The sequence below is a fragment of the Pseudomonas sp. 34 E 7 genome (assembly GCF_900005715.1).
Classification (GTDB): Bacteria; Pseudomonadota; Gammaproteobacteria; order Pseudomonadales; family Pseudomonadaceae; genus Aquipseudomonas; species Aquipseudomonas orientalis_A.
Genome location: NZ_CVTX01000084.1, coordinates 17,576 through 36,924, shown reverse-complemented (window position 1 = coordinate 36,924; position 19,349 = coordinate 17,576). Strand labels below are relative to the sequence as shown.

Below are 19,349 nucleotides of genomic sequence, written 5' to 3'. Positions count from 1 at the left end.
GGGTTGCCCACGGATTCAAGCCTGCGTTCGGCCAGCGTGGTTTAACGGGGCGCCTAAGATCAAAAGCAAAAGCGCGGCGGCCTTAGAGCCGACCAGTATCGTGTGTCGATCCCGGTCAAAATGTGGGAGGGGGCTTGCCCCCGATGCGGTGTGTCAGCCAGCTCTGTTGTCGCTGACCCACCGCCATCGGGGGCAAGCCCCCTCCCACATTTGTTCCAGTGGTGTCAGAGCGCGCTCAGCACGACTTCGATCTCGTCGAAACTCGGTCGCGCCAGCACGTGCGGCTGACAGCAGCTCATTTGCAGTTCAACCAGCTCCTTTGCGACCACCCCTTCGACCCGCTCCAGCAACTCCCCCAGCAGCACGCCGAACGCGCGTACTTCAATGCGCTGCAGTGCCTTGGTTTCCGGGGTGTCCGCCTTGGCATGGAAGGACGCCGCGCCAAAGTCCCCAAGCAAACAATCACCCGCTGCATTCCACAAAATATTGTGGCCATACAGGTCGCCGTGGGTAATGCCGTGCCGGTGCAGGTGCGCGGCGACCGAGGCGATACCGCGCGCCATGCGCAGTGCCACGTCCAGGCTGAAACGGGTGTCGGGTGCGTAGATGTCCCGCGTGCACGATGCCAGGCTCGGCAATGCCGCGAGGTTGCGGTAACTCGGCTCGATCAGGTCCATCACCAAGGCAGCCTGGTCATCGGGGTGATCGCTGACGCGGCCTTCGACCTTGATCAGGTTGGGATGCAGCCCGGCGGCGATGCACGCTTGCATTTCATGCAGCGGTGAACCGTCGCTGGTGATGCTGCCTTTGTACAGTTTGACCGCGACCGGCAACGCCCGGGGTTTCCACAGCGCCTTGCGAATAATCCCCGACGCCCCTTCGCCGAGCACTTCGCCCAGTTGCAGTTCGGTCCAGGGAATGTCCGGTGTCCCGTCGGCCGTCACCTCAACGGCCATTTCCACCGGATTGCCGGCGTACGCCAGCCACGTCAGGCTCGGCAGGGTCAGCAGCCACTGCGGCAGGTGGGTCAGGCGGTTGGACGCGATGCGGATCAATTCAAGGTTTTCGCACTGGGCCAGGCTGGGCGGCAGCTGCGTCAGTTGGTTGCCGGCCAGCATCAGCTTTTGCAGCAGCGGGCGTTGGCCGAGTTCGTCGGGCAATTGGCTGATGCAGTTGTCGGTGAGGATCAGCCAGCGCAATTGCGGCGGCAGAGCGGCTGCCGACACCCGCTCGATGCGGTTGGCCTTGAAGCCGATCATGCTCAACTGGGCGCAGCGGCCCAGGCATTCGGGCAGTTCGGTGAAGGCGTTGTCCGAGCAGAACAGCACGCGCAGGTGCCGCAGGCGGTGCAGGTCGTCCGGCAGGCTGCTCAAGGCGTTGCCCGTGAGGTTGAGGATTTCCAGCGAGTCGGCCAGTTCGAAGATTTCCCGGGGGAATTCGGTCAAACCGCAGGCCAGGTCCAGGCGGGTAGTGCCGGCCAATTGGCCGGCCTTGAGTTGGGCGAGGGTATTGATCAACGGCGCGGTCACTCGGCAAGGGGGGGTGAAAAGGCGCTCATGATACCGGGTCGCGCGCGACTTGCGTGCCGCACTGGCGTAATTGCCCCAGGCGGCTGGCGGTACGTGCAAGGTCGATGGCTTTGCCGCCCAGGGCCTGCTCCAGTGGCTGCGCGCCGATCAGGGTCAGCTGTTTGTCGCGGTCGTAAAGCACGTCCACCAGATTGATAAACCGTTGCTGCACGGCAATCGGGCAGTCGGCGAGGTGGGGCAGACCGTCGATGATCCAGTGGTCGAAGTCCTGGCACAGCAGCAGATAATCCATCACGGCGGTGAGCTGTTCGCACAGGTCGCTGAAGGTGAAGGCGATGCTGCGCGCTTCACGGCGGCGGCACTGCAATTGCCGGTTGCCAACGGTCAGGGGCAACGCCGGGCAATCGGCGCCAGGCAGCCCGAGCGCCTCACGTTGCGCCACGCTGCCTGGCCAGAGGTACCTGCCCGTGCTGAAGCGCTGCTCGGCATGGGCGTGGGGCAGGCGGCGGAAGTCCTCGGGGGCACTGACTTCCAGCACGTCCATGCGCGCCGCGATCAGGTCGATCACCGGCTTGAAGCGCTGGTGATACAACGGGTTGGGCAGCAGGCCCTCGGGCGCATAGTTGGACGTCACCAGCACCAGCACACCGCGCTGGAACAAGGCCTTGAACAAACGGCTGATGAGCATCGCATCGCCGATATCGTGCACATGGAATTCGTCGAAACACAGGACGCGACAGTCCGCCAGCCGTTCGTCCAGGGCCACGGCCAGCGCGTCGCCCTGCGCGCGGTGTTGGAACATGCCCCGGTGCAGCTCAGCGAAAAAGTCGTGAAAGTGCACGCGCTGCTTCTCGGCAATCGGCAGCGCCTGGAAAAAACCATCGAGCAGCCAGCTTTTGCCGCGTCCAACCGGGCCGTGCAGGTACAGGCTGCGGGCGGGCCGGCCGCTGAGCAGGTGTTCGGTTTCGCGGGCCAGCGCGGCAATGGCGCGGGTCTGTCCGGCGCTGAGGGTATAGCCCTGCTGCTCAGCCTTGTGCCGGAAAAATGCACGGATGGGCGATGCGCCCGCCTGTTGGGGGGTGGTGCCCAGCAGGCGACGGATCAGGGAAAGCACGGTCAAGGCGCGTCACTCTTGTTTCGGTGGTCGCTCACTTTAGGACGCTCGCCACGATTTGACCAATACCAGGCGGCAGCCAGCCCTCCCGGAACAGCCGAACGCGGGGGTATTTCTGACCAGACTGGCAGATTTTCCCCAAGTGGCTACCCTTATACGCAGGAGCCACCCCTGTATAAGGATTTGGGGCAGTGAAGGAACGCACAGTATTGGCAGTCATGGGCATGATGCTCTGCAACACGGTGTTTGCGGCGCAGGTCCAAGTGGTGGTGCGCATCGATGTGCAGCGTGGTTGCCAGTTGGTGGGCACCACGCGCACTGCGGGCATCGAGCAGCTTGGCGTGTTGGATTTCGGCAGCGGCCCGCGTCTGGATGACCCGGCCGGGCCCTTGAGTGCGGCGCTGATCAGCCAGCGCCAGCCACGCCTGGAATGCAATCCCGATACACCCTATCAAGTGCGCGTTGACGGCGGCCTGCATGGCGGCGTCGGCGAAGTGCGCTATCTGGCCAATGGCGCGCCGGCGAGCAAGCCCATCCCCTATCGCATTTATGCCGACGCCGCGCGGTTGATCCCGTTGCCGGTGGATGTGCCGGTCAGCGGTCGCGTGCCGGACAGCGGCTCCGTCGACCTGCCGCTGTTCGGCCGTATCGAACCGCTCAAGGACATCCCCGCCGTCGGCCGTTATTCCGACCTGCTCAAGGTTACGGTCACATGGTAATCCGCTACCTGGCCGTAACGGCTCTGCTGTTGCTGGCCGAAGACGCGCACGCGGCCGCTGCCAGCGGGCAGATTCAGGCGCAGCTGGTAATCACCGCCAGTTGCGAGGTCAACAAGAGCGTGGACACGGCGCCCGTGACGCCCGAAGGCGGTACCGCGATGCTGGATTTCGGCAGCCAGGGCCCGACGTGGAACGATACTCTGGGCGCGGCCGTTTCCGCCGGCGACAAAACCCCCTTGTCGGTGTCCTGCAGCCCCTCGGTGGCCAACAGTTTCACCGTGACCATCGACGGTGGCACCAATGGCGACGGCATCACGCGGCGCCTGAGCAACGGTCGCCAGTCCATTCCCTATCAGCTGTGGGCAGACCCTCTGGGTCGCAGCGCCTACAGCATCGGTGAGCAACGAAACTTCGCCATGACCCACGACGCCCAGGTACCGATCCCGGTCTTCGGCTCCGTGGTGGCGAATACCAGGGCCCTACCGGCCGGCATCTACACAGACACCCTGACGGTGACTCTGGATTGGTAAACCATGAGGATGGATATCATGCATGTACTCGTATCTCGATTGGGCGTCTGCGCCCTGGGCCTGGCGATGGCCTCGAGCCTCAACGCGGCGACCACCGTGACCGGGCAGATCAGCTCCAGCCTGACCTTGATTGCCAGCTGCCAGGTCAACGGCTCCGGTGCGGCGACCGGGTTGAACTTCGGTAGCCTCAACTTCGGTACCACCAACAGCCTGTTCACCAGCGCCAACGCCCAGTTGCTGGGCGGCACCGGCACCGGCGGTGCGTTGTCGATCCTGTGTTCGGCCGGCACCACACCGGCCGTCAAAGTGCGCGCCGGTGCCCATGACGGCGCATCGCCGGGTGGTACTCGCGCATTGGCCGATGGCGCGGGTAATTTCGTGCCCTATGACTTCTACACCGACAGCGGTTTCTCCTCGCTGCTGGCGATCGATGGCGTGATTACCCTCGCCGCCAGTACCGGTGTCGCGCAAACCGTAGGCTTGTATGGCCGCGCGGTGGGCAAGCCGGGCCTGCCGGCGGGCGTCTACACCGACACCGTGGCCGTGGAGCTGACGTTCTGACGATGTGGCTCAGGGTGTGGTTGGCCTGTGGGCTGGCGTTGCCACTGCCGTTGTCGGCGGTGACCAGCCAGAGCTTCCAGGTCAGCGCGACCATCACGCCGGGTTGCCTGATCGTGGGCAGCGCGAGCAACTACGGCACGCTGACCTATGGCAGCTATTCGGCCCTGGCCACCAGCACGGTGACGGCGGCCCTTACCGGCGGCGTGACCCTGCAATGTACGCCGGGCGTGGCGCTGAGCATGAGCGTCGACGGCGGGTTGCACAGCGGCACCGGGCGCAATTTGCTGCACAACAGCGGCAGCGCGCAGGTGGCTTACCAACTGTTTCGCGATGCGGCGTTCAGCCAGAGCCTGGGGATCGGCCAGAGCATCAGCGTGAGCTACAGCGATGCAAACACCATCAGCCTGCCGATCTACGGGCGGGTGGTACTGCCGGGCAATCAGCCTGGGGGGACGTACAGCGACACGTTGCAGGTGCAGCTGTCGTGGTAGGGCTATGGGAATAAGGAGTGGTTTTATGCGTTCACCTTCCCGGCGGCTGTGGGCCGCGGGTGTTGTCCTGGGTGCCCTGTGCACGAGCGGGCTTGTGCAGGCGGCCAGCTCGGTGCTGATCTGGCCCATCGACCCGGTGCTGGAGGCCGACCAACAGGCCAGCGCGCTGTGGCTGGAGAACCGTGGCAGCGAGACGGCCAACCTGCAGGTGCGCGTGTTTGCCTGGAGCCAGAACGGCTTCGACGAGCAGTACCAGAACCAGCGCGATGTGGTCGGCAGCCCGCCGGTGGCCAGGATCGAACCCGGGCAGAAGCAACTGGTGCGCCTGACCCGCACCCGTGAAGTGCCGCCAGGCCGGGAGTTGGCCTATCGCATCATCATCGATGAAATTCCCTCGGCGCTGCAGGTGCCCGCGCCACCGGAGGGCAAGAATACGGCGGCGGCGATTCGTTTCCAGATGCGCTATTCGGTGCCGTTGTTTGCCTACGGCGCCGGCCTGTGGAGCAAGGACGACGCCACCCGCCAGCGCGACCCCACGGGCGCCGGGCAGCCGCAGTTGAGCTGGAAGAAGGTCAACGTGGCCGGGCGCAGCTATATCGAGGTGCGTAACCAGGGCGCCGTGCATGCGCGGTTGACCGACGCCTCGTTCAAACAGGGCGGCAAGACCCGGCCGCTGGTGGAAGGGCTGCTTGGCTACGTATTGCCGGGGGCGACCATGCGCTGGCCGATGCCGGGCGATGTGCCGGGCGACCAGCCGCTGCAGGTCAGGATCAACGGCGCGACGCAAGTGGAGAGCCTCGCGCCGACACGATAAACGGTGTGTCGCGGGACGGGTGCGAGCCCGGGTTTTAACAGGATGGAGATGTCCATTGAAGGACGCAACGCCATGGTGAGTCGTGGTTGGGCTCGTGGTATATGGCCATCGATGGCAGTGGTAAGCGGGTTGTGGGGCGCTGCGGTAGCGGGCGATCTGCCGCCGCCGCCAAGCAGCATGGAGGCGGTCGCCGATGCACAGCTGTTTCTGCAATTGGTGGTCAACCAGATGGACACCGGCCGGGTCATCGCGGTCGAGCAACGCGCCGGGCAGCTCTTCGTGCCCGCCAGCGCCTTGCAGGACGTGGGCATGAAGCTGCCGGGAGATCCTGATGGCAGCGTGGCCCTGGACACCGTGCCTGGCCTGCACAGTGATTACGACAGCAATGGCCAGCGCCTGCTGCTGGATGTGCCACCGTCCTGGTTGCAGGAGCAGTTCATCGGCAACCGCAACACCTACCCGCGCACCCAGGCCATGAGCAGCTTCGGCGCCTTGCTCAACTATGACGTGTATTTCAACGACACCGACGAGGGCGGCAGTTACCTTGCGGCCTGGAACGAGGTGCGCCTGTTCGATAACTGGGGCACCTTGTCCAACACCGGGCAACTGCGCCAGACCCTGTCCAATGGCATCAGCAACAGCACGCTCAACAATGGTTATCGGCGCTACGACACCACTTGGCGCTTCTCCGATGATGAGCGGCTGCTCACCTACGAGGCCGGCGACGTGATCAGCGCTGCGTTGCCCTGGAGCAGCTCGGTGCGCCTGGGCGGGGTGCAACTGTCGCGGGACTTTGCCGTGCGTCCGGACCTGGTGACGTACCCCTTGCCGCAATTTGCCGGCGAGGCGGCGGTGCCCTCGTCGGTCGACCTGTTCATCAACGGCTACAAGACCGAAAGCGCCCAGCTGCAACCCGGGCCGTACACCCTGACCAACATCCCGTTCATCAATGGTGCCGGTGAGGCCGTGGTGGTCACCACCGACGCCCTCGGTCGCCAGGTGTCGACCACCGTTCCCTTCTATGTCACCAGCACCTTGCTGCAACACGGCCTGACGGATTTTTCCGTGGCCGCCGGTACCTTGCGCCGTGACTACACCCTGCGCGATTTCGGCTACGGGCCGGGCGTGGCCAGCGGTACGTTCCGCTACGGCTATTCCGACAACCTGACCCTGGAAAGCCACGCCGAAGCGTCCAGCGACCTGGCCCTCGGCGGGCTCGGCGGCAACCTGCGCCTGGGCAATTTCGGCGTGCTCAATACCGCCGTCAGCCAGAGTCGGTTCGACAGCCGCAGCGGCCGGCAACTGAGCCTGGGCTATCAGTACAACAGCGCGCGCTACAGCCTGATGTACCAACGTGTCGAACGGCGCGACGCGTATGCCGACCTGACCCTGGTCGACACGCCCTACGCTCGCCTCAGCAAGCGCAGCGAGCAAGTCACCCTGAGCCTCAACCTCGAGCGGTTCGGCAGCCTCGGCCTGGGCTATTTCGACGTGCAGGCGGCGGACGACTCGCGCACGCGCCTGCTCAACCTGAGCTGGAGCAAACCGCTGTGGCGCAACTCCAGCGTGTACCTGTCGGCCAACCGCGAAATCGGTGACAGCAACTGGGCGATGCAGGCGCAACTGGTGATTCCGTTCGACCTCAACGGCAGCCTGGCCTTGAGCACCGAGCGCGGCAAGGACGGCGCCAGCCGGCAACGCATCAACTACAGCCGTGCGGTGCCCAGCGAAGGCGGGGTGGGCTACAACCTCGGCTACGCCCAGGGTGATGCCCCGACTTATCGCCAGGCCGACCTGACCTGGCGCCTGCAATCGGTGCAGTTGCAGGCCGGTGTGTACGGCAGCAGCGATGCGCAGACACGCTGGGCGGATGCCAGCGGCTCGCTGGTGTGGATGGGCGGTAACACCTTCGCCGCCAACCGGATCAACGACGCCTTCGTGGTGGTAAGCACCCAAGGGTTCGCCGGCATTCCGGTGCGCTATGAAAACCAGTTGGTCGGCGAGACCGACCACAAGGGCCACTTGCTGGTGCCCTGGAGCAGTGCCTATTACCGCGCCAAATATGAAATCGACCCGCTGAACCTGCCACCGAACGTGCAGACCCCGAATGTCGAGCAGCGCGTGTCGGTGCGTCGTGGCAGCGGCTACCTGCTGGAGTTTCCGTTGCGCCGGGTGCTCGCCGCGAGCATCACCCTGGTCGACGGTCAGCACCAGGAGTTGCCGCTGGGCAGCCTGGTGGTGCATGAACAGAGCAACACCCAGGCAGTCGTGGGCTGGGACGGGTTGGTGTATCTGGAAAACCTCAGCGCCCACAACACGCTGCACGTCACCCTCGGCGAGGGTCGCAGCTGCCAGGCGAGTTTCGATATCAATGAGCAGCAACAGGACGTGCCGCTGATCGGGCCGTTGGTCTGCCAATGAAGGATTGAACAGGGAGTGTCCAGGTGAAGGGCAAGGGATGGCTGTGTGGGGTAGGGCTGTTTGGCTTGGGGCTGTTGTGTTCGGGCAAGGCGTTGGCCGTGTGTTCGGTGGCGCCCACAGTACCGGCCAGTTTCGGCTCGATCAGTTCGATGACTGTACGCACCGCTGCGCAAACCAGCTCCACCACCAATGCCGGGCTGAGCTGCACCTCGGCGCTGATCTCGCTGCTGGTGTCGACCGACCATTTCTACGCCACGATCACGTCGACTCAGGGCGGCATGCGCGGGCCGACCGGGGATGTGATCGGCTACACGATTTATGGCACCAACAGCACCAGTTATCCGATCACCCGGGGGGCGCAGTTCGATTTTGGCGGCGCCGGCGGTATCGCCCAGATCATCGGCCTGCTCGCAGGCCCGGGTGCGAAAACCGTACCGCTGTACCTGGGCAGCATCACCGGCAGCAATGTCGCCGCCGGCGTGTATACCGAGACGCTGAACATCGCCTGGAACTGGAACTACTGCTCGGGAGTCGGCCTTGGCGGCGTCTGCCTGGGGCGTGACATCGGCAGCGGCACGGCGGCGCTGACCGTCAGCATGAACGTGACCAATGACTGCCAGATCACCGCGCCCAATGTCAGCTTTGGCAGCGCGCCGGTGGTCAGCGGGTTCGCCGCCGTGACCGGGCAGACCATCAACATTGCCTGCACCAAGGGCAGCGCCTACACCGTGGGCTTGAGCGACGGCCAGAACGCGGTCAGCGTCGGTGGCCGGCGGCGCATGGTTTCCGGCGGCAACTACCTGGCCTACGACCTTTTCAAAAGTGCCGGCACCACACGTTGGGGCAGTGTTGGCGCGGCACGGCGCGCCAGCTCCACGGCCGAGGTCAACCCCGGCAATGGCTTGGGCACGGGCAGCCAGGTGTACAACTACAACGCCAGGATCTACACCGACCAGCCCACGCCACCGGCCGGTATCTATGTGGACAACGTGGTGCTGGACGTGGGCTTCTAGAACTTCATTTGCCCGGGGCTGGCCTGATCCACGGGACTGACCATCGCGTAGTTGTACCCGCCGCCCGACCAGTAGTCGGCCTGCAAGCCGTCGGCGCTGCGGCTGCCGCGCGGCAGGAAACCGTTGTTCGGGCCCGGTGGGCGGATATAGAAACTGATGCGCCGACCCTGCGGGTCCTCGTACAGCACCATGGCCGCTGCGCCTTGGTCGGTGGTGAGCAGGCGCCCGCTGACCGGCTTGAACCCCGCCTGGCTCAAGTCGGGCAAGCGATGGGCCTGGTTGAAGTAGCGATCGAGCCAGGCCTGCATGGTGCTGCGGTCCTGAGCGTTGTAGTCGGCGGGCATGATGCCGTCCTGGGCAAACAGACGGTATGCCTGCATCGCATCGGCCATCGGCAACAGCCCTGGCTGGGTGGCCTCGCGGGCGTGCCAGCCGCCCAGTCCGCCGAGGCTGACGGCGATCAGCAGCAGCGCCGCAGTGGCGAGATGGCGGCGGGATTGATGCTTGATGCGCTGGCGAATCAGCGCCGGGTCCAATGCCGGGTTGCCCGGTTGTTGCAGGGCACCGCTCAAGGACGCACGCAGCAATTGCGCGTCCTGTTGCCAGGCATGCACCTGGGCGGCCACCTCGGGGTGGCTCGCCAGCCAGGTTTCAAGGACACGGCGATCACTGTCCGGCAACTGGTGATCGACGTAGGCGTGTAAGTCACGTTCGCTGGGAGGCAGGCTGATCATTTGAGTATCCGCAGGGAAGGGCTGGCAATTTCGCCATCGCTGAGTTGACGCAAGGCCTGGCGGGCGCGTGAGAGACGCGACATCACCGTACCGATGGGCACGTCGAGTATTTCGGCGACTTCCTTGTAGCTCAAGCCTTCGACCGACACCCACAGCAGCAGGGCGCGCTGCTCGGCAGTGAGTTGGTCGAAGGCTTGCAGGGTGGATTGGGCCATCACCGTACGCTCCACCGAGGGCTGCGCATCGTCGCGACCGGTGAAGAATTCGAGCATGCGCGCGTAGCGTCGGTTGCGTCGATGGGCATCGAGGAATTGTCGGTACAGGATCGAAAACAGCCACGCGCGCAGGTCGCCTTCGATGCGCTTGTCGGCCCAGGCGGTGATGGCCCGTTCCAGGGTTGACTGCACCAGGTCGTCGGCGCTGCTGGCGTTACGGGTCAGGGACACGGCAAAGCGCCGCAGCCTGGGGATGAGTTCGCGTAACTGTTCGTCGAGTTCGTGCATGGGTGTCCGGCTGGTTGCTACGCTGCTGTGACTGGCTGTGACTGGCTGTGACTGGCTGTGACTGGAGAGACGTTCGGCGCCGAAGGTTATTCCATGGGCCGAAAAATAAAATGCGGCCAGGGAATAGAGTGTATCGGCGTGCGTCTCAATGCTCCGACCTTATGTTTCACCCCCTAAGGCCTCTGGCCCTGGAGTTCATTCATGGTAGATCACTCACCACCGCCTCGTCCTCCGTTAAGCACTGCGAGCCTGATCGCGCGACTCGCGGGTATCGGTGCCGTGGTTGCCGTTGTTGCCGGGGCATTTGCCTACGTCAACGGCACCCTCGACCCACAGCGCCTGCGGCCAAAAACCCTGGTCAATGCCCTGGAAACCAATAACGGCGTGCACCCAGGGTTTCGGCGTAACCATGCCAAGGGCGTGTGCGTGGCCGGGTACTTCGAGAGCAATCCCGAGGTGCGCACCTACTCCAGCGCCCAGGTGTTCAACGAGGCGAAAACCCCGGTGATCGGGCGTTTCGCCTTGCCCAGCGGCAACCCTTATGCGCCGGACAGCAGTGTGCCGATCCGCAGTTTTGCCGTGCAGTTCAGCCAGGCCAACGGCCAGCAGTGGCGCACCGGGATGAACAGCATGCCGGTGTTCCCGGTGGGCACGCCCGAGGCGTTCTACCAATTGCTCAAGGCCGGCGCGCCGGACCCGGCCACCGGCAAGCCGAACCCGGCGAGCATGCCGGCGTTTTTTGCCGCCCACCCGGAGACAGCACCGTTTCTGGCCTGGGTCAAAACCGCCAGGCCATCGGCCAGTTACGCGACCGAAACCTATAACGGCATCAACGCGTTTTACCTGGTGAGCGCCGACGGCAAACGCCAGGCCGTGCGCTGGACCGTGGTGCCACAGAGCCAGGATGCAGCGGGCGATACCGCGCCTGAGGGTGGCGACTTCCTGGAAAAAGACCTGATGCAGCGCCTGGCTGCGGGGCCGCTGCAGTGGCAGTTGAACATGACGCTGGCCAATCCCGGCGACCCGCTCGATGACGCCAGCAAGACCTGGACCGGCGCGCACAAGGTAGTCACCGCCGGCACCCTGGTGCTGCAGAGCAGCCAGCCACAAGCCGACGGCGATTGCCGCGATATCAACTTCGACCCGCTGATTCTGCCCAGCGGTATCGAGGCGTCCAATGACCCGCTGCTGGCGGCCCGCTCGGCGGCCTATGCCAGTTCCTACCTGCGCCGCGCCGGTGAAGTCAGCCCGTTGCACAGTGCCTCCCAGGAGTCGAAGCCATGAAGGTTCAACCACGCTTTTTCGCCCCGCTGGCGCGTTTGCTGCACTGGCTGATGGCGTTGATGGTCATCGCCATGCTGTTTATCGGCGCGGGCCTGGCGGCGTCGGTGTCCGAGCGTCACGAGTGGCTGATTCACCTGCACAAGCCGCTGGGCATCGCCATTCTGGCGCTGGTCATCGTGCGCCTGGTGGTGCGTTTTTCCACGCGCCAACCGCCGCTGCCGGCTGACTTGCCGCGCTGGCAAGTGCTCGCGGCCAAAGCGTCTCACTGGGTGTTGTATGGCTTGATGCTGGTGTTGCCGTTGTTGGGCTGGGCAATGATTTCGGCCGCCGGTGACCCGGTGATGCTCAGCAGTTCCGTGCAACTGCCGGCATTGGTCTCGGCGAATGCACCGTTGTTTGCGCTGTTGCGCAAGGCCCACGGTTATCTTGCCTACCTGCTGTTCCTGACGGTGCTGGTGCATCTGGCGGCCGCGCTGTTCCACGGGTTGATTCGCCGCGACGGCGTGCTGCAAAGCATGACCGGCACCCGCCACTGATCAGCTTTGACCGATAGTCAACGCACGTGGCCGATGATATCGGCCACGCTGCTCAGGACATCCTTGCCCAGTTGCCTGGAGCGATCACCGGACCAACCGGTTTTCGCGTTGGGCGCGTCGTCGTTGTCCTTGAACGGCATCTCCAGGGTCAGTGACAGGCAGTCGTACTGTTCACCGACCGCATTGCACGCCAGGGTCATATTGGCTTCGCCCGGCAGATCGCGGGTGTAGCCGTAGGTGGTCTGAAAGTCACGGGTCAGTTGGCTCAGGTGACTACGGAAGTGTTTTTCCAGGGCTTCGATACGCGGATTGTAGCCGGGGTTGCCTTCACAGCCGGCAGTGAACACGTAGGGGATTTCTTCGTCGCCGTGGATATCGAGGAACAGGTCGACGCCATATTTTTCCATCTGCTGTTGCACGAACAGGACTTCCGGGCTGAGTTCCTGGCTGGCGCTCTGCCAGGCGCGGTTTAAGTCCTGGCCCATGGCGTTGGTACGCAGGTGGCCATGAAATGCGCCGTCGGGGTTCATGTTGGGCACCAGGTACAGGTCGGCGACGGCCAGGAGCTTTTTCAACTCGGTGTCACCGCTCTGTTGCAGGCGTTCGATCACGCCCTCCATAAACCATTCGGCCATGTGTTCGCCGGGGTGCTGCTGGGCGATGATCCAGACCTTGCGGCGGCCTTCGCCGCCTTTGCCACGGCGCAGCAGTTGGATATCACGGCCCTCGACACTTTTACCGGTGGCCAGCAGCTTGACGCCGGCGTACTTCAGCGCCTGTTCGATCAACCAGTCGTGGCGTTCACGGCTGTAGGGTTCGAAGTAGGCGAACCACGCGTGTTTTTCCCGGGTCTGGAGGCTGATATGCAGGATTTCGCCATCAAAGCGCGATGGCACGCGGAACCAATTGACGTGGTCGTAGGACGCCACGGCGTTATAGCCGGTCCATGCATGCTTGTAGGATGACCGGCCCGCGTTGCTCAGGCGAAACGTGTGGGTGTGCCCCACATGCATGCCTTCGGCCTTGAAGTGGAACCATTGGTAGTGTTGGCTACGGGTGTCGGGTTTGATTGCCAGCAGCAACTGGTAGGCATCGCTGGCATCCAGGACCTGGATATTGCCGCTGTCGAAGTCGGTGCTGATTTTGATGGACGTCAAGGCCACGGTCATAGTCTGGTTGCCTGAATATGAGGTTGTGGCGGCTATCTTACACAGGCGGCAGGCAATGACTGGCAGCAAAATTGTTGCACGGGGAGGGGGGCGTCATCCGTGACGCTGCGGCAGCTTAGGGTCTATGAGATTGATTCTCAAGCGCTAAATCGTGAAGAAATGGGCTGAAGCCTGGCTGCGGCTTTCTTTACGCAGTGGTCTTTTGCTACCATCCGCGCCATCAAGCAACACACAGTCTTCATTAGCCTGAAGCCATGCCAGAACAACTGGCAAAAAAAAGACCCGGCCAAAGAGCCGGGTCAAAAACCGTGATTAGCCTGATGAGGAGATATTCCAAGAGTCCGACCTAAGGGCTCTTGGTCTATCGACTGATCTCGCGATCAGCTGGGTCCAATAATAATCATTATCATTTGCAAGTCAAATGTTTTTATCCGTTCGATAGAAATATTTTTCGCCTGCGCCCGTCATCCGTTTGCCTGAGCGTTCGGCGCTCGCAACGACCGCTCCACCATCGCCTTCGCCATATCAATCAAATACACCACCGAAAATGCCAGGTCACGTTGATTGCCCTGATGGCTGCTCGCCGACTCGTAGGCGGTTGCCGCCGCGCTGCGCAGCAGGTCGGAGGGGTGCACCAGCGCTTCCTCCTGGCTGATGCCCGGCTTGAGGGTGAAAAAGCTCGGGTCCGAGTCCGGCGCAGACATCTCTTCTTTCAAATAGTAGTCCAGCGCGCGCTGTGCGGCGCCGCTGCAGCGCATGTCGTGCAGCTCGGTGTTTTCAGGTATTTCAGGCAGGTGATACGGGCTCGTCGTCATGAGGGGAGGTACTCTAGGTGGGTGTCGAAAACCTTGTACCGATGATAGTACGTATCGTATTTATGTCGTTTCATGGATTACTACAAACTGTTTATTGCCCTGGCAAATACGCAACGTATTGTCAGTGCCATGGATAACTGGATAGCGTTGGTGCGAGCCAACATGAAAGACCGCAAGGTCACGCAGGATGAACTGGCGGAGCGCCTGGGCATGTCCCAGGGCGGCGTGGGTCATTGGCTCAACAAGCGCCGCGTGCCGAGCCTGGCGGACATGAACCGGGTGCTGGCGGAGTTGGGGCTGGGCTACCTAGAGGTGGCGCTGGAGATTCGTGAGCGGGCAGATACACAGGCGGCCCTGGAGCACCACTACAACCCGTATTTTCGCTACCCGGTCAACGACTGGGGCGGTGTGTGCGAACTGCGCGAAGCACGCGCAAGCTATGGGCCGGAACGCTTTGAATTGACCGATTACCATGCCCACGGCGACGCCTTCTGGCTGCCGGTGATCGGCGACGCCATGACTGCGCCCACCGGCCTGAGCATCAGCGCAGGCATGCTGATCCTGGTCGATCCGGCCATCGAAGCGCAGCCCGGCAAACTGGTGGTTGCGCAATGGCTGGACAACCCCCAGGCGACCTTTCGCCAGTTGCAGGCGGACAGCGGCCAGCTTTACCTGGTGCCGCTCAATCCCACTTACCCCAAACTGCTGTTCACCGATGATTGCCGCATCCTGGGCGTGGTCGTGCAAGCCATGGCGAAGTTCTAGTGCGCCGGCTCCAGTTCCACCAGCGCACTGCCTTCGGCGACCATCTCGCCCTCCTGGCAAAACAAGGCCTTGACCACGCCCGCCTCGGGCGCGCGGATGCTGTGTTCCATCTTCATCGCTTCAAGTACCACCAGCTGCGCACCGGCTTCGACGCGTTGGCCGATGTCCACCAGCACGCGCACGATGCTGCCGTTCATGGGGGCGCTAAGGCCACCTTGAGCGGTGTGACCGGCCTCGGCCGCCGCAATCGGGTCGAACAGGCTGACCGCCTGCATCTCGCCATCCCAGTGCAGGTACACCGTGCCTTCATTGCGCACGGCCAGATGGGCACGACGGATACCCTGGTGTTCGATGACCAACTGCTCGTCCATGAGTGGCGACGATGGCCCGGCCAGCGTGACCAGTCGATCCTGGCCATTACAGCTCAAATGCAGTGAAACCTGCGCCGGCAGCCCCGCGCGAAAGCCGTGGGTCGCGGCCCACGGCCCGTCACCGGCCGGCAAGGTTTGCATAAAGGCCGAACCTGCCGCCTGCCAGAACTCATCGCTCAACGCCCCGGCCACCGGCAGCAGCTCAGCCTGATAGCGCGGAATAAACCCGGTATCCAGCTCGGCCGCGGCAAAGGCCGGATGGCCAATGATGCGCCGCAGGAAGCCCAGGTTGGTCTTGAGCCCGCCCACCGCAAATTCGTCGAGCATACTCAGCAACCGCAGCCGCGCCTGTTCACGGTCCTCGCCCCAGGCAATCAACTTGCCGAGCATCGGGTCGTAAAACGGCGAAACACTGTCCCCTTGCTCGACGCCGCTGTCCACGCGGCGCCCCGGGCCGGGCCTGGACTCGCGGTACAGCGCCAGCCGTCCGGTGGCGGGCAGGAAATCGGTGGCCGGGTCTTCGGCATACAGCCTGACCTCAATCGCATGCCCCTTCAGCGGTACCTCTGCCTGGCTGATCGGCAGCACCTCGCCCTGGGCCACGCGGATCTGCCAGGCCACCAGGTCGAGGCCGGTAATCGCCTCGGTGACCGGATGCTCGACCTGCAGGCGGGTGTTCATCTCCATGAAGAAAAACTCGCCGCGCGCATCCAGCAGGAACTCCACGGTCCCCGCGCCCACGTAACCAATTGCCTGCGCCGCGCGTACCGCCGCTTCGCCCATGGCCTTGCGCTGCACGGCACCGAGTCCCGGCGCGGGGGCTTCTTCCACGACCTTTTGATGACGCCGCTGGATCGAGCAATCGCGCTCATTGAGGTACAGGCAGTTGCCGTGTTGATCGGCAAATACCTGGATTTCCACATGGCGCGGTTTGAGCAGGTATTTCTCCACCAGCATTTGCCCGTTGCCAAATGACGACAGCGCCTCACGCTGGGCGGAGGCCAGGGCTTCTGCCAGCTGGCTGACGTCCTCGACCACTTTCATGCCCTTGCCGCCGCCGCCGGCCGTGGCCTTGAGCAGCACCGGGTAACCGATACGCGCGCAGGCCGCGCGGAAGGTCTCCAGGTCCTGGGCCTCGCCGTGATAGCCCGGCACCAGCGGCACACCGGCGGTTTCCATCAGCGCCTTGGCCGCCGACTTGCTGCCCATGGCGTCAATGGCCGAGGCGGGCGGGCCGAGGAAGATCAAGCCCGCTGCCTCGACGGCCCGAGCGAACCCGGCGTTTTCCGATAGAAACCCGTAGCCCGGATGAATCGCCTGGGCGCCGCTGGCGTGGGCGGCGGCGATCAGTTTATCGATCTGCAGGTAACTGTCGGTGGCCTTGCTGCCGCCCAGGTCGACACGAATATCGGCTTCGCGGCTGTGCCGCGCATCACGGTCGATTGCACTGTGCACGGCCACGGTGGTCAGGCCCATCGCCTTGGCGGTGCGCATGATTCGGCAGGCGATTTCGCCACGGTTGGCCACCAGCACGCTTGTCAGTGGGCTCATGGGTGCGGCTCCTTGGATTGCCAGCTGGGTGCGCGTTTTTGCAGAAAGGCGCGCAAGCCTTCCTGGCCCTCGGCACTGACCCGAATACGCGCGATAGCGTTTTCACAGTAACGCCGCAGTGCCGGGGTAAGGGCACCGCTGCCCACCTCACGCAATAAGTCTTTGCTCGAACGCATCGCCGCCGGGCTGTTGTGCAGCAGGTTGGCGATCCACTCATCCACCCGTTGCTCCAACGTCTCGAGCGGGTAGCTTTCCGCCAACAGGCCGATCTCTCGCGCACGCTGGCCGTCGAACCGCTCGGCCGTCAACGCATAGCGACGGGCTGCGCGTTCACCGATGGCCTGCACCACGAATGGGCTGATCACCGCCGGTGCCAGGCCGATACGCACTTCCGACAGACAGAACTGCGCGTCATCGGCGCCAATCGCCATGTCGCAGCAACTGATCAAGCCCAGCGCGCCGCCGTAAGCGGCGCCTTGTACCACCGCCAGGGTGGGGATTTTCAGCTTGGCCAGGTTGTACATCAACTCGGCCAGTTCCCGGGCGTCGTCCAGGTTGGTGTGGTAATCCAGCTCGGCCGACTGCTGCATCCAGGCCAGGTCGGCGCCGGCGCTGAAGTGCTTGCCGCGCCCGCGCAACACCAGAAAGCGCAGGGACGGGTCGCCCTGTACGTGGTCGAGGGCGATGATCAGTTCGCGGATCATCTGGGCGTTGAACGCGTTGTTCTTGGCTTCACGACTGAGCCACAGCGTGGCAAAGCCACGGCTGTCGGTGATCAGTTCGAGGGTGTTGAAATCGCTCATGGAATACAGCTCCGATTACATGCGGAACACGCCGAAGCGGCTCGGCTCGATAGGCGCATTGAGGGCGGCGGACAGCGCCAGGGCCAGCACGTCGCGGGTCTGCAACGGGTCGATGACGCCGTCATCCCACAGGCGTGCGCTGGAGTAGTACGGATGGCCCTGGGTTTCGTACTGGTCGAGGATCGGCTGCTTGATCGCCGATTCTTCCTCGGCACTGAACGGGTTGCCGGCGCGCTCGGCCTGCTCGCGCTTGACCTGCACCAGCACGCCAGCGGCCTGTTCGGCGCCCATCACGCCGATGCGTGCGTTGGGCCACATCCACAAAAAGCGCGGGTCATAGGCACGACCGCACATGCCGTAGTTGCCGGCACCGAAACTGCCGCCGATGATCACGGTGAACTTCGGCACCTTGGCGCAGGCCACTGCTGTCACCAGCTTGGCGCCATGCTTGGCGATGCCGCCGGCTTCGTATTTCTGGCCGACCATGAAGCCGGTGATGTTTTGCAGAAACAGCAGCGGAATCCCGCGCTGGCAGACCAGTTCGATAAAGTGCGCGCCTTTTTGCGCGGCTTCGGCGAACAGGATTCCGTTGTTGGCCAGGATCGCCACCGGGTAACCGTGCAGGTGCGCAAAGCCGCACACCAGGGTGGTGCCGAACAGCGCCTTGAACTCATCGAACACCGAACCGTCCACCAGCCGCGCGATCACTTCGCGCACGTCGAACGGCTGCTTGGCATCGGCCGGGATCACGCCGTACAGCTCTTCGCCGCCGTACAACGGCGCGACGGGCGTGCGTTGGCGCAACTCGCCCAGCTTGCGCCAATTGAGGTTGGCCACGCTGCGGCGGGCCAGGGCCAGGGCGTGTTCATCGTTGTCGGCGTAGTGGTCGGCCACGCCGGAAATCCGGCAGTGCACATCGGCGCCGCCGAGGTCTTCGGCGCTCACCACTTCGCCGGTGGCGGCCTTCACCAGCGGCGGGCCGGCGAGGAAGATAGTCGCCTGCTGGCGCACCATGATCGCTTCGTCGGCCATGGCCGGCACATAGGCGCCACCGGCGGTGCAGGAGCCCATCACCACGGCGATCTGCGGGATGCCCTGAGCGCTCATATTCGCCTGGTTGAAGAAGATCCGCCCGAAGTGCTCGCGGTCCGGGAAGACTTCGTCCTGGCGCGGCAGGTTGGCACCGCCGGAGTCCACCAGGTAAATGCACGGCAGGCGGTTCTGCTCGGCGATGGTCTGGGCGCGCAAGTGTTTCTTGACCGTCAACGGGTAGTAGGAGCCACCTTTCACGGTTGCATCGTTGGCGACGATCATGCACTCGACGCCTTCCACACGGCCGATACCGGCAATCACGCCGGCGGCCGGCACGTCTTCGCCGTACACCTGATGGGCGGCCAACTGGCTCAATTCGAGGAACGGCGAGCCTGGGTCGAGCAAGCGATTGATGCGCTCACGCGGCAACAGTTTGCCGCGCGAGGTATGCCGCTCCTGGGCCTTGGCGCCGCCGCCCTGTTGTACCTGGGCGAGCAGGGCGTGCAGCGCGTCGACCTGTTGGCGCATCGCCGCACTGTTGGCGACGAACTCCGCCGAGCGCGGGTTGAGCTGGGTATGCAGGGTAGCCATGAG

At 63.9% G+C, this 19,349-nt stretch carries 19 protein-coding genes; 10 read left to right on the top strand and 9 right to left on the bottom strand.

All coding sequences use genetic code 11. From position 1 onward, the window contains the following. Nucleotides 1-224 precede the first annotated feature (224 nt). Nucleotides 225-1,514, bottom strand: coding sequence for a protein kinase (locus tag BFP96_RS05700; protein ID WP_065935803.1), 1,290 nt, complete (start codon nt 1,512-1,514; stop codon nt 225-227). A gap of 40 nt (nt 1,515-1,554) precedes the next feature. Continuing rightward, a complete protein-coding gene (zapE, locus tag BFP96_RS05695; protein ID WP_065935801.1) occupies nt 1,555-2,649 on the bottom strand; it encodes a cell division protein ZapE in 1,095 nt (364 codons plus the stop codon). A gap of 221 nt (nt 2,650-2,870) precedes the next feature. On the opposite strand from zapE, the gene BFP96_RS05690 reads away from it, so the two are divergent. The 7 genes from BFP96_RS05690 (at nt 2,871) to BFP96_RS05660 (ending at nt 9,192) form a co-directional block, all read left to right on the top strand. Next, the gene (locus BFP96_RS05690) at nt 2,871-3,362 is read left to right on the top strand and encodes a Csu type fimbrial protein (RefSeq protein WP_083203230.1); all 492 of its coding nucleotides are present in this window, start codon (nt 2,871-2,873) and stop codon (nt 3,360-3,362) included. Continuing rightward, nucleotides 3,356-3,892 (top strand): Csu type fimbrial protein, encoded by a 537-nt coding sequence (locus tag BFP96_RS05685; protein ID WP_065896770.1) that lies wholly within the window; start codon nt 3,356-3,358, stop codon nt 3,890-3,892. The genes BFP96_RS05690 and BFP96_RS05685 overlap by 7 nt, the downstream gene beginning before the upstream one ends. Before the next feature lie 18 nt (nt 3,893-3,910). Next, nucleotides 3,911-4,453, top strand: coding sequence for a Csu type fimbrial protein (locus BFP96_RS05680; RefSeq protein ID WP_065894984.1), 543 nt, complete (start codon nt 3,911-3,913; stop codon nt 4,451-4,453). Nucleotides 4,454-4,455: 2 nt separating this feature from the next. Beyond that, complete coding sequence (locus BFP96_RS05675) at nt 4,456-4,944, top strand: Csu type fimbrial protein (RefSeq protein WP_065894879.1); 489 nt, start codon at nt 4,456-4,458, stop codon at nt 4,942-4,944. Nucleotides 4,945-4,969: 25 nt separating this feature from the next. After that, complete coding sequence (locus BFP96_RS05670; RefSeq protein ID WP_065896768.1) at nt 4,970-5,758, top strand: fimbrial biogenesis chaperone; 789 nt, start codon at nt 4,970-4,972, stop codon at nt 5,756-5,758. Nucleotides 5,759-5,830: 72 nt separating this feature from the next. After that, a complete protein-coding gene (locus BFP96_RS05665; RefSeq protein WP_065935802.1) occupies nt 5,831-8,179 on the top strand; it encodes a fimbria/pilus outer membrane usher protein in 2,349 nt (782 codons plus the stop codon). Between the two features lie 23 nt (nt 8,180-8,202). Next, nucleotides 8,203-9,192: a Csu type fimbrial protein gene (locus tag BFP96_RS05660; RefSeq protein ID WP_065935800.1), complete on the top strand. Its 990-nt coding sequence runs from the start codon at nt 8,203-8,205 to the stop codon at nt 9,190-9,192. Here the strand turns inward: BFP96_RS05660 and BFP96_RS05655 are convergent. Next, the gene (locus BFP96_RS05655; protein WP_065935799.1) at nt 9,189-9,926 is read right to left on the bottom strand and encodes an anti-sigma factor family protein; all 738 of its coding nucleotides are present in this window, start codon (nt 9,924-9,926) and stop codon (nt 9,189-9,191) included. The genes BFP96_RS05660 and BFP96_RS05655 overlap by 4 nt on opposite strands. Then, complete coding sequence (locus tag BFP96_RS05650; protein ID WP_065894883.1) at nt 9,923-10,429, bottom strand: RNA polymerase sigma factor; 507 nt, start codon at nt 10,427-10,429, stop codon at nt 9,923-9,925. Before BFP96_RS05650 ends, BFP96_RS05655 begins: the two co-directional genes overlap by 4 nt. Nucleotides 10,430-10,630: 201 nt before the next feature. Here BFP96_RS05650 and BFP96_RS05645 point away from each other — a divergent pair, with 201 nt between their 5' ends. Both BFP96_RS05645 and BFP96_RS05640 read left to right on the top strand, forming a co-directional pair. Beyond that, nucleotides 10,631-11,713: a catalase family peroxidase gene (locus BFP96_RS05645; protein ID WP_065935798.1), complete on the top strand. Its 1,083-nt coding sequence runs from the start codon at nt 10,631-10,633 to the stop codon at nt 11,711-11,713. Continuing rightward, on the top strand, nt 11,710-12,249 hold the full coding sequence (locus BFP96_RS05640) for a cytochrome b (RefSeq protein WP_065935797.1): 540 nt from the start codon (nt 11,710-11,712) through the stop codon (nt 12,247-12,249). The genes BFP96_RS05645 and BFP96_RS05640 overlap by 4 nt, the downstream gene beginning before the upstream one ends. Before the next feature lie 17 nt (nt 12,250-12,266). Here BFP96_RS05640 and BFP96_RS05635 read toward each other — a convergent pair whose 3' ends face one another. After that, nucleotides 12,267-13,418: a M14 family metallopeptidase gene (locus BFP96_RS05635; RefSeq protein ID WP_065935796.1), complete on the bottom strand. Its 1,152-nt coding sequence runs from the start codon at nt 13,416-13,418 to the stop codon at nt 12,267-12,269. A gap of 464 nt (nt 13,419-13,882) precedes the next feature. Then, the gene (locus BFP96_RS05630; RefSeq protein ID WP_065935795.1) at nt 13,883-14,233 is read right to left on the bottom strand and encodes a DUF6124 family protein; all 351 of its coding nucleotides are present in this window, start codon (nt 14,231-14,233) and stop codon (nt 13,883-13,885) included. Nucleotides 14,234-14,362: 129 nt separating this feature from the next. Here BFP96_RS05630 and BFP96_RS05625 point away from each other — a divergent pair, with 129 nt between their 5' ends. Beyond that, nucleotides 14,363-14,998 carry a LexA family protein gene (locus BFP96_RS05625; protein ID WP_065894986.1) on the top strand — a complete coding sequence of 212 codons (636 nt, stop codon included), beginning with the start codon at nt 14,363-14,365 and terminating at the stop codon, nt 14,996-14,998. Here the strand turns inward: BFP96_RS05625 and BFP96_RS05620 are convergent. The 3 genes from BFP96_RS05620 to BFP96_RS05610 are packed head-to-tail and all read right to left on the bottom strand — an operon-like array spanning nt 14,995 to nt 19,346. Beyond that, nucleotides 14,995-16,920: an acetyl/propionyl/methylcrotonyl-CoA carboxylase subunit alpha gene (locus BFP96_RS05620; protein WP_065935794.1), complete on the bottom strand. Its 1,926-nt coding sequence runs from the start codon at nt 16,918-16,920 to the stop codon at nt 14,995-14,997. The two genes, BFP96_RS05625 and BFP96_RS05620, sit on opposite strands and share 4 nt — an antisense overlap. Next, the gene (locus BFP96_RS05615) at nt 16,917-17,723 is read right to left on the bottom strand and encodes a gamma-carboxygeranoyl-CoA hydratase (protein WP_065894889.1); all 807 of its coding nucleotides are present in this window, start codon (nt 17,721-17,723) and stop codon (nt 16,917-16,919) included. Before BFP96_RS05615 ends, BFP96_RS05620 begins: the two co-directional genes overlap by 4 nt. A 15-nt stretch (nt 17,724-17,738) precedes the next feature. Then, nucleotides 17,739-19,346, bottom strand: coding sequence for a carboxyl transferase domain-containing protein (locus BFP96_RS05610; RefSeq protein WP_065935793.1), 1,608 nt, complete (start codon nt 19,344-19,346; stop codon nt 17,739-17,741). Nucleotides 19,347-19,349 lie beyond the last annotated feature (3 nt).